Source organism: Lentzea aerocolonigenes (assembly GCF_000955955.1).
Classification (GTDB): domain Bacteria; phylum Actinomycetota; class Actinomycetes; order Mycobacteriales; family Pseudonocardiaceae; genus Lentzea; species Lentzea aerocolonigenes_A.
On sequence record NZ_JYJG01000013.1, the window covers coordinates 1 to 9474 of the forward strand.

Sequence of the window (9474 nt, forward strand, 5' to 3'; positions counted from 1 at the left end):
ATCTTGACCGTGCCGTCGTCGCCGAGCAGCACGTTGCCGGGCTTGATGTCGCGGTGCACGATGCCGGCGTTGTGCGCGGCGGCCAGTGCGGACGCGACCTGCATGCCGATCGACGCCACGTCGCGCGGCGGGAGCGTGCCGCGTTCGGAGAGCACCGCGGAGAGGCTCTTGGACGGTAGGTATTCCATGATCAGCCACGGCTGGCTGTCGTCCTCGGCGACGTCGTACACGGCAACCGCGTGCGGGTGTTGCAGCCGCGCGGCGATGCGGCCCTCGCGCATGGCCCGTCTCTTCGCCTCGTCCGTGTCGGCTTCGGCCAGTCCGGGCTGCAGGAGCAGCTGCTTGACCGCGACGGTGCGGTGCAGGCGTTCGTCGTGCGCTGTCCAGACGACGCCCATGGCGCCACTACCGATCCGCTGGCTCAATCGGTAGCGACCAGCGACCAATCGGCCATCGTCGGTCACAGTTGCTCCCCGCTGTGCGGTCACTTGCTCTCTGTTCAACGGCTCGTCACACCAATGGGTTCAGATCACCCCAACGGTGCGGGTACCCACCTTACGAGATATCTACGACGGAACGTGCTCAGCCACCCGGCTTGGCGGACGGCGGAGTCGTGGTGGTCGTCGTAGTAGTCGTGCTCGACGGCGGCGGTGTGGTTGTCGTCGTCGTAGTCGTCGTTGTGGTGGTCGTAGTTGTAGTCGTCGTAGTGCTAGACGTCGTTTCGCGCGTAGTCGTTGCCTCGGGCGTGGTGGTCGTCACCTCAGGAGTCGTGGTCGTCGTCGGCACCACCGACGACGAGGAGGCCGGCGGTACGACCGGTGTCTCCTTCTCCTTGTTGAACACGCCCAGCGCGACCAGCAGGCCACCGATCACCAGCAACAGAGCCAAAACCACCGCGGCGATGACCAGCGGCCGGTTGTCCTGCTGCTTGCCGGCGGGGACCATCGGCGGCGCGGTGCGAGGCGGCGACGTGCGCGGCGCCGGCCGGACCACGCGGGTCCGCTCGGGCTCGATCATCGTCGTCGGGTCGGGTCCGGCGACCGCCGCCAGTCCGCTGAACGACGGCGAGCGACCGTTCGCGACCGCCGCCAGCAGCTCGCGCGCCTGCGGCATCGTCGGCCGGTCGGCCGGCTCGTAGTTCAGCAGGTACAGCAGCGTGTCGGAGAGCGGGTGGTCGACGGTCGGCGGGTTGATCCGCCCGGCCGCGACTGCGTGCAGAACACCGAGAGTGTTCTCGCTCACTCCATAGGGCGGTTCGCCCTCCATCGCGGCGAACAGCGTCGAGCCGAGCGAGTAGACGTCGGAGGCCGGCGTCGGGTCCTGGCCCCGCGCGATCTCCGGCGCGAGGTACGCGGGCGTGCCGGCGATCAGGCCGGTCTTGGTGACCGTGATGTCGTCCGAAGCCCGCGAGATGCCGAAGTCGGTGATCTTGACGACGCCGTTGTCGGCGATCAGCACGTTGCCGGGCTTGATGTCGCGGTGCACGATGCCCGCCGCGTGGGCCGCCGCCAGTGCCGCCGCGCACTGGGCGCCGATGGAGGCGACCTCGACCGGGTCCATCGGCCCGCCCTCGGCCAGCGCGTCGGCCAGGCTGTAGGACGGCAGGTACTCCATGACCAGGCACGGGACGCCGTCTTCCTCGACGACGTCGTACACGGCGATGGCGTTCGGGTGGTGCAGCTTGGCGGCGATGCGGCCCTCGCGCATGGCGCGCTGGATGGCCTCGTCCTGCTCGGCCTCGTCCAGTCCGGGGGCCAGCAGCAGCTGCTTGATGGCGACCTCGCGGCCGAGGCGTTCGTCGTGGGCGCGCCAGACGATGCCCATCGCGCCGGAACCGATGCGGTCGAGGAAGCGGTAGCGATCGGCGATCAGACGGCCGTCGGTGGCGTCGGACGTCGTCACTCGACCACCTCGGGGGTGCTCGACAGCGAGACTGCGGCTGCGGCAGCAGATCCCACGCTCGTGCTCCTCGTGCGGTAGTCAGCGGTCGTCCGGAATGCCCGCACAGGGTACCCCTGCCGTGGGCGGTTGCTGAGCTACCGGGTTGTGCCTCAGTTCACCGGTGCGAAGAAGTCGAAGCCGCCGACGGTGTCGCCCACGGTGTTGAGCACCGGGTCGAGGATGCCGAGGTCCACGCTGACGTCGACCGGGTTGGACGGCGGGGGCAGCGGGGTCGAGGCGGGCGGGGTGCTGCTGCTCGGCGGGTTCACGGACGAGCTGGGCGGCGGAGGCGTCTCGCTCGACGGCGGCGTGCTCGGCTTGCTGGTCTCCGACGACGGCGTGCTCGTGGACGGCGACTGCGTCTGCGAGGTCGGCTGTTGCGTCGGCTGCTGGGTCTGCGTCTGCGGCGCGGGGGCCTTCGGCTGCTGGGTCTGGACGTACGGGGCGACGCGCGTCTGGGTCTGCTCCGTCGTCGGGTCGGCCGCCTGGGTCTCGGTGGCGTCTTCCTGCTGCGTCTTGTTCGACGGCAGCTTCACGACGCCCTCGGTGCCGGCGCTGGCGCCACGGGCCTGAGTGCGCTCGTCGAACCGCACCTCGGCGAGCGGGCGCTCGTCTGTCGGGGACAGCCACGAGGAGGCGGCGAAGGCCACGGAACCGCAGAGGACCACGCCGCCGCTGGCCGCGACGGCCAGCTTGCCGACGGTGAACCCGCTGCGCTGCGTGTCGTCGGAACGGCCCTCACGGCGCAGCAGCTCCGTGATGTGCAGCTCCTTCATGGGCTGCTTCTTCTTGCCGCCCGGCGCCTTGACCGGCTTGAACTTGATCGTCGGCTCGAAAGCCTCCGGGGTGATGTCGTCGGTGATCACCGGGATCTCCACGGTTTCCGCCTCGCGGCGGGCGATCAGCTCGGCGACGGACAGCTGGCCGGTCGACTCCGCCGTTCCGTTCAGCCGCCGACGATGGTCCTCAATCGACACCGCTCGTTCACCCTTCCAAGTTCGCGTTCGCGCACTGGCGGGATCATGGATACCGAATCGTGACCCGAGATGTAACCCCTTCGGGGGAATTTTCACGTCCGGAACCAAGTTTTCGCGACGAGCGGTCACCGTTCGACTGCGAACGGCGAGACCAGTTGGGTGCGGCCTAACTCCTCTGCGCCGAAAGGACCTCGGTGCCGATGATCCGCGGCTGGGTGGTGTCGGTGAGCCAGAAGAGCTGTTCGATGCGCAGCCAGCTGCCGTCGAGCTCCTGCATCGAGACGACCGCGAGCACCGATCCGTCCGGCCGGACGGAGGTCTGGTCGACGTTGACCGTCTTGATGATCCCCCAGGACTCGACGAACTCCTTGGGGTTCGCGCCGACGAGGTCCGGGGAGAGCAGCTTGGCCGCCGAGTTGGGCTTGGTCGTGAGCAGCTCGTAGAACCGCTTCACCACGTCGACCTGCGGCTGAGGGCCGACCGAGACCTCCGGAGTGGTCGGTTCGGGCGTCTCCAGCAGCAGCGCGGACGGCTGCGGCAGCGGGGTGTCGGCGGCGGTCTGCAGCGGCTTGTTCTCGTTCGGCAGCTGGGCCGAGAGGACGTCGGGCCGCAGCGCGCTCGCGCCGGACAGCGCGACGGGCCGTTCGGTGACCGGGATGCCCTGGTTCGCCGGCCGCTTGCCCGCGAGGATCGCCGCGCCCGAAACTGCGCTGACCAGCACGATCGCGCCCGTCAGCAGGCCGATGGCCTTGGCGGTGCGGCTCTTGCGGTTGCGGCGGCGGCGGCCGGGAACGGCGGGGATGACCGCAGTGGTCGCGGTCATGTTCGTCATGGTCTCGGTGGGACCGAGCAGTGATGTGACGAGAGCGTCGGTGGCGGCTTCCTCGTTCGACAGGATGCGCATCGGGGTCGGCTGCTGTTTGATCAGCTCAGCCACGCTGATCGAGCCGGCGCGGGTGTGCCTCCGGCCGGTCGTCGCGGGACGCTGCACTGGTCTCGTCCTCCGTACTGTCCGTGGTCACCAGAAGACGTACCGTGGCTCCGCGTGACTACGCCAGCATCTCGGTGGACTTCAGCCGTCCGTGGCGTTGGGCGGTGCTCGGGATTCGCTCGATGGTGCTACCTACTACGGTCGGTAACTCGGGCCGTGACCTTTAGCCACTTCAGCCGCCCAGCTTCAACCGTTCACCGTTGATCAAGGGCAGGTCGCCGAGCGTGAAGCTCAGCTCGCGCTTCTCGGTGCTGATCGAGCCGTCCTTCTTCGTCACCTGCAGCAGGCTGACGGTGAGGCCCTTGCTCGGGTCGACGACGATCTCCTTGACCTCGATCAGCGAGATGTCGGCGAGCCTGCCCTCGAGCAGCGCGCCGGCGTTCGACTTGACCGTGTCCGTGGTCATGGCGAGCGCGGTGTCCGCGTTCGTCGCCATCTCGCGGTAGAAGTGCTCGGTCTGCTGGGCGATCTTGGCGCCGTCGACGACCGGCGCCTGGGTGACCGGCACGGTCGTGATCACGGGCGGCGCGGTGCCGGACGGCGGCTTGGTGCTGACGGCCGGACCGCTCGAGCCGGGCGCGCTGGAACCCGTGCCCGGCACGGCAGCGCCCTTGCCGGTGCCCGCGGCGGACGGCTTCGTGCCGGTGACCGAGGGGCTGGTGCCGCCGGTGGGCAGCGCGGAGATCAGCGGCACGTCCGACGGGTAGCCGGGCAGGCCGACGGTCTCGACCGCGCCGCCACCGCCGACCAGCTTGGCCGCGGCGACGCTCAGCCCGACCAGCACGAGCACCGACGAGACGACGGCGAACCAGGCCGCGCGCTTCCAGGTGCGCGGCGGCGTGACCGAGGCGGGCACCAGGCCGATGTTGAACTTCCGCAGGCCGTCGGTGTCCTGCAGCGGGTCGATCTGGCGGCGGCGGGGCAGCGGGATGCGGTCGCCACCGACGACGGGGCGCGCCTGCTCTTGCTGCGGCTGCGCGACACCGTGGTCGAGACGATGTTTGCCCGGCAGTAGTTCGTCCATCCCCGACACCCCTCTGCGACGCAATCAGAGTAGGGCCGTCCGGACGTACCGAACCAACCAAAAGGGGGCGTTCAGGACGAGTGACACACGAAAGTGTGGTTTTACTACCTCGGCGGGAGTTGGGCTTGACCGCTGTTCAGCTGCTTGTGCGTCTTCTGGACGCCGTTGAGCGCGGCCAGACCACTGCCGCCCGCGATGATCGCGCCGATCACGTCGGCGCTGACCGTGTCGCCGTTGGTGATCAACAGGCCGATCACCGCGCCCACCGTCGTGATGATGGCGATCTTCCAGCGGCTGCGGACGAACTGCGAGACAGGGGCTCCGGCGAGGCCCTTCTTGTTCGCGGCCGAACCGAGCAAGCCCAGATATGCGTCGTGCGCCAAGGCGGCGAGCAGGCCGGCGATGGCGATCAGTGCGGCGATGAGGCCCATGCCTCCAGTGTGCCTCCAGTTTTTTGCGGTGGACCATCCGTGATCGCCCTGATATCCGATTCGGGTGGACATGTTCTGGCACGACGACTGCCTCGAGCACGACGCCGGCGAAGGCCTGTGGGAGCTGCCGGGCCTCTGGCCGTGGCTCGACGTCGCCGAACCGCACCCGGAGAACGCCGCGCGGCTGCGCACGTTCCGGCACGCGCTGACGCACGGTCCGGTCGCTGAGCACCTCACGTGGCACGAGGGGCGGCATGCGTCCGTTGACGAGCTTCTGCGCGTGCACACGGCCGGCTACCTCGACTCGTTGCGGGTCTCGGAGCGTGTGGCGCTGGAGGTGAACACGGTCGTGGGGCCTGAAACGTGGCGTGCGGCGTGCGCGGCGGCGGGAACGTCGTTGGCAGCGCTGGAATCCGGTGCACCGCTTGCCTACGCGCTCGTACGGCCGCCCGGGCACCACGCGCAGCCGGACATGGCGGACGGCTACTGCTTCGTGAACAACGCGGCGCTGGTGGCGGAAACCGCGCGACGCCAAGGGATGCGGGTCGCCGTGCTGGACTGGGACGTACATCACGGCAACGGCACGCAGGAGGTGTTCTACGACCGTCCGGACGTGCTGACGATCTCTCTGCACATGCGGCACGGCTCGTGGGGCACGAACCACCCGCAGACGGGCGCGCCGTCGGAGGTGGGCGCTGACGGCCGGAACGTGAACATCGAGCTGTCACTGGGCGCGGGCGACACGGCGTACCTGCGCGCGCTCGACGAGATCGCGTTCCCGCTGCTGCGCGAGTTCGCACCGGACCTGCTGGTGTGCGCGTCCGGGTTCGACGGGTCCGCGTTCGACCCCAACGGCCGCCACAACATCACCGCATCGGGCTACCGCGAGATCGGCCGCCGGGTGGCGTCGTTCGGGACGCGGGTCGTGCTCACCCAGGAGGGCGGCTACCTGCGCGGCTACTCCGCGCTGTGCCTGCACGCGCTGGTGGAGGGCCTGCTGCGGCTGCCGGAGCCGTTGCTCGAGGACCCGCTGGCCTACGTGCCGGACGACTCCCAGCTCGTGGACGCGGATTTCGCGCTTCTCCGCAAGGCGCTCAAGCCTTTTTGGCCCGGCGTGCTGTGACGCCGGGCCGAGGGCTTTCCGACTACCTGCCGAGCGGGCCGCGGCCCATCTTGAGCAGGATCATCGCCAGATCCTTGCCCTCCGGACCGAGCGGCTTGTAGCGGCTGAGGACGTCGATCTCGCGGTTGTGCACGATCTTCGTGCCGCCGGCTGCCATGCGGGCGGCGCCGATGATCTTGGAGACCTCGACGCGGCGTTGCACGAGACGCAGTATCTCGGCGTCCAGGTGGTCGATCTCCTGGCGCAGCTCGTTGATGTCCGGCTCGGTGGTGGTGTCCATCGTGGTGACCTCTCGACTCTTCGAGTCCTGGCCCGGAAGCGAACGAAGCCCCGGGGTCCGAGGACTCCGGGGCTTCGTGGTGGCTTTGTCAGCGCTAGACGACCACGGGAGCCGGAGTCCGGATCCCGTAGAAAAACTCGAAGAACGTCGCGCGCACGAACTCAGTGTTGCACAGAACCGCCGCCGCCCGCCAAACCCGCCCGGAGGGTGGGAACCGGCCGCTCATCGAACACATGGTCGGGTGGTACGAGTTTTGTCGGTGGCGCCCGGTACCGTGGATGGACGATGAGCGCCTTGTTCGACTTGCCCTCAAGTCCCCCCGTTTCCCGCGCGGGCCACCTGCTCGACGACCTGAACCCCGCGCAGCGCCGTGCCGTGGAGCACGCCGGCTCGCCCCTGCTCGTGGTGGCGGGCGCCGGCTCCGGCAAGACGCGCGTCCTCACCAGGCGGATCGCCTACCTGCTCGCGGAACGCGACGTGCACCCCGGCCAGATCATGGCCATCACGTTCACGAACAAGGCCGCCGCGGAGATGAAGGAGCGCGTGGCCGACATGGTGGGCGCCCGCGCCCGCTCGATGTGGGTGTCGACGTTCCACTCGATGTGCGTCCGCGTCATGCGCCGCGAGGCCAAGACCCTGGGCATGTCGTCGAACTTCTCGATCTACGACAGCGACGACACCCGCCGACTCATCACCCTCGTCGCCCGAGACCTCGATCTCGACCCGAAGAAGTACGCGGCCCGCACCCTCGCCATCCACATCTCGAACCTCAAGAACGAGCTCATCGACCCGGAGACCGCCGCCGCCCAGGCCACCAACGACCTGGAACGCCGCGTCGCCGAGGTCTACGCGGTCTACCAACGCCGCCTGGGCGAGTCGAACTCGCTCGACTTCGACGACCTCATCATGCGCACGGTCGAGCTCCTCCAGACGTTCCCGGACGTGGCCGAGCACTACCGCCGCCGCTTCCGCCACGTGATGGTCGACGAGTACCAGGACACGAACCACGCCCAGTACACGCTGGTGCGCGAGCTCGTCGGCAAGGCGGGCGGCGAGATCCCCCCGGCGGAGCTGTGCGTGGTCGGCGACGCGGACCAGTCCATCTACGCCTTCCGCGGCGCCACGATCCGCAACATCGTGGAGTTCGAGCGCGACTACCCGGACGCCACCACGATCCTGCTGGAGCAGAACTACCGCTCCACCCAGAACATCCTCACGGCGGCCAACGCGGTCATCTCCCGCAACCCGAACCGCCGCGACAAGACCCTCTGGTCCGACCTCGGCGAGGGCGAGAAGATCGTCGGCTATGTGGCCGACAACGAACACGACGAAGCCGCCTTCGTGGCTGGCGAGATCGACCGCCTGGTCGACGGCGGCGAGGTCAACAACAGCGAGATCGCCGTCTTCTACCGCACCAACAACCAGTCCCGCGTCTTCGAGGAAATCTTCATCCGCCTGGGCCTCCCGTACCGCGTGGTGGGCGGCGTCCGCTTCTACGAGCGCCGAGAAGTCCGCGACGCCCTGGCGTACCTGAGGACCTTGGCCAACCCCGAGGACACGGTCTCCCTCCGCCGAATCCTCAACGTCCCCAAGCGAGGCATCGGCGACCGAGCCGAAGCCTGCGTCAGCGCCTACGCCGAACGCGAACGAATCAGCTTCGCCGCAGCCCTCCGCGAAGCCGTGGACGACCGCGTCCCGATGCTGAACCCGCGCTCCCGCAACGCAATCGCCGGCTTCGTCGAACTGATGGACCAACTCGGCGAGATGGTCGAGCGCGAGGACGACGTGGCCGACATCCTCGAAGCCGTCCTGGAGAAGACCGGCTACCGCACCGAACTGGAAGCCAGCGAGGACCCGCAGGACCACACCAGGGTCGAAAACCTGAACGAGCTGGTCACCGTCGCCCGCGAGTTCACCGAACTGGAACTCCCAGAAGGCGCCGACCCGGTCCCCTCCCTCCCAGCCTTCCTGGAACGCGTCTCCCTGGTAGCCGACGCCGACTCGATCCCAGACGCCGAGTCCGACGGCGTGGTAACCCTGATGACCATCCACACGGCAAAGGGCCTCGAGTACCCGGTCGTCTTCAGCACAGGCTGGGAAGACGGCGTCTTCCCCCACATGCGAGCCCTGGGCGACCCAGCCGAACTGGCCGAAGAACGCCGCCTCGCCTACGTGGGCATCACCCGAGCCCAGCAACGTCTCTACCTGTCCCGGGCCCTGGTCCGCTCAGCCTGGGGCCAACCCTCAGCCAACCCGGCCTCCCGCTTCCTGGGCGAGATCCCCCAAGACCTGATCGACTGGCGCCGAGTGGAGCCCTCCCGCTCGGCCCCGGCAGCCGCCACAACCTGGGGCCGCTCAGCCTCAGGCGGCATAGCCTCACGCGGCCTCTCCCGCCCAGCCCCAGGCAAGGCGGGCTGGAAGGACGCCCCAGCGATGAAGCTGGAACCGGGCGACCGCGTAACCCACGACAAGTACGGCCTGGGCCGAGTAGTAGCGGTAGACGGCGCGGGCCTACGAGCCACCGCCACGATCGACTTCGGCAACTCGGGCACAGTCCGCCTGATGCTGATCGGCAGCGTCCCCATGACCAAGCTCTAGCCCACTCCACCCACCCCACGCCACGACCCCGACGGTGCACCGCCGGGGTCGGCGCATGTTGGTGGTAGCTAGAGACATTCTGATCATGAGTTGGTAGTACTTGCAGACG

9 protein-coding genes are annotated in these 9474 nt (G+C 68.8%); 2 read left to right on the forward strand and 7 right to left on the reverse strand.

Going from position 1 to position 9474, the window contains the following annotated elements; translation table 11 throughout:
* The 6 genes from UK23_RS03620 to UK23_RS03645 all read right to left on the reverse strand — a co-directional run.
* A partial coding sequence (locus UK23_RS03620) for a serine/threonine-protein kinase (RefSeq protein ID WP_156212716.1) occupies positions 1–464 on the reverse strand: 464 nt, incomplete at its 3' end.
* Between the two features lie 118 nt (positions 465–582).
* Positions 583–1902 (reverse strand): serine/threonine-protein kinase, encoded by a 1320-nt coding sequence (locus UK23_RS03625; RefSeq protein ID WP_045309903.1) that lies wholly within the window; start codon positions 1900–1902, stop codon positions 583–585.
* Between the two features lie 149 nt (positions 1903–2051).
* A complete protein-coding gene (locus UK23_RS03630; RefSeq protein WP_045309904.1) occupies positions 2052–2918 on the reverse strand; it encodes a hypothetical protein in 867 nt (288 codons plus the stop codon).
* Positions 2919–3084: 166 nt separating this feature from the next.
* On the reverse strand, positions 3085–3909 hold the full coding sequence (locus UK23_RS03635) for a hypothetical protein (RefSeq protein ID WP_045309905.1): 825 nt from the start codon (positions 3907–3909) through the stop codon (positions 3085–3087).
* Between the two features lie 172 nt (positions 3910–4081).
* Entirely contained in the window at positions 4082–4933 is an 852-nt protein-coding gene (locus UK23_RS03640; RefSeq protein ID WP_045309906.1) for a hypothetical protein, read from the reverse strand.
* 104 nt (positions 4934–5037) lie between these two features.
* On the reverse strand, positions 5038–5364 hold the full coding sequence (locus UK23_RS03645) for a hypothetical protein (RefSeq protein WP_045309907.1): 327 nt from the start codon (positions 5362–5364) through the stop codon (positions 5038–5040).
* A 70-nt stretch (positions 5365–5434) separates the two neighbouring features.
* Between UK23_RS03645 and UK23_RS03650 the strand changes: the two genes are divergently transcribed.
* The gene (locus UK23_RS03650) at positions 5435–6487 is read left to right on the forward strand and encodes a histone deacetylase (protein ID WP_045309910.1); all 1053 of its coding nucleotides are present in this window, start codon (positions 5435–5437) and stop codon (positions 6485–6487) included.
* A 22-nt stretch (positions 6488–6509) separates the two neighbouring features.
* Here UK23_RS03650 and UK23_RS03655 read toward each other — a convergent pair whose 3' ends face one another.
* A complete protein-coding gene (locus UK23_RS03655) occupies positions 6510–6932 on the reverse strand; it encodes a chorismate mutase (RefSeq protein ID WP_419503863.1) in 423 nt (140 codons plus the stop codon).
* Positions 6933–7052: 120 nt separating this feature from the next.
* On the opposite strand from UK23_RS03655, the gene pcrA reads away from it, so the two are divergent.
* Complete coding sequence (gene pcrA / locus UK23_RS03660; protein ID WP_045309909.1) at positions 7053–9365, forward strand: DNA helicase PcrA; 2313 nt, start codon at positions 7053–7055, stop codon at positions 9363–9365.
* The last annotated feature ends 109 nt before the right edge of the window (positions 9366–9474 follow it).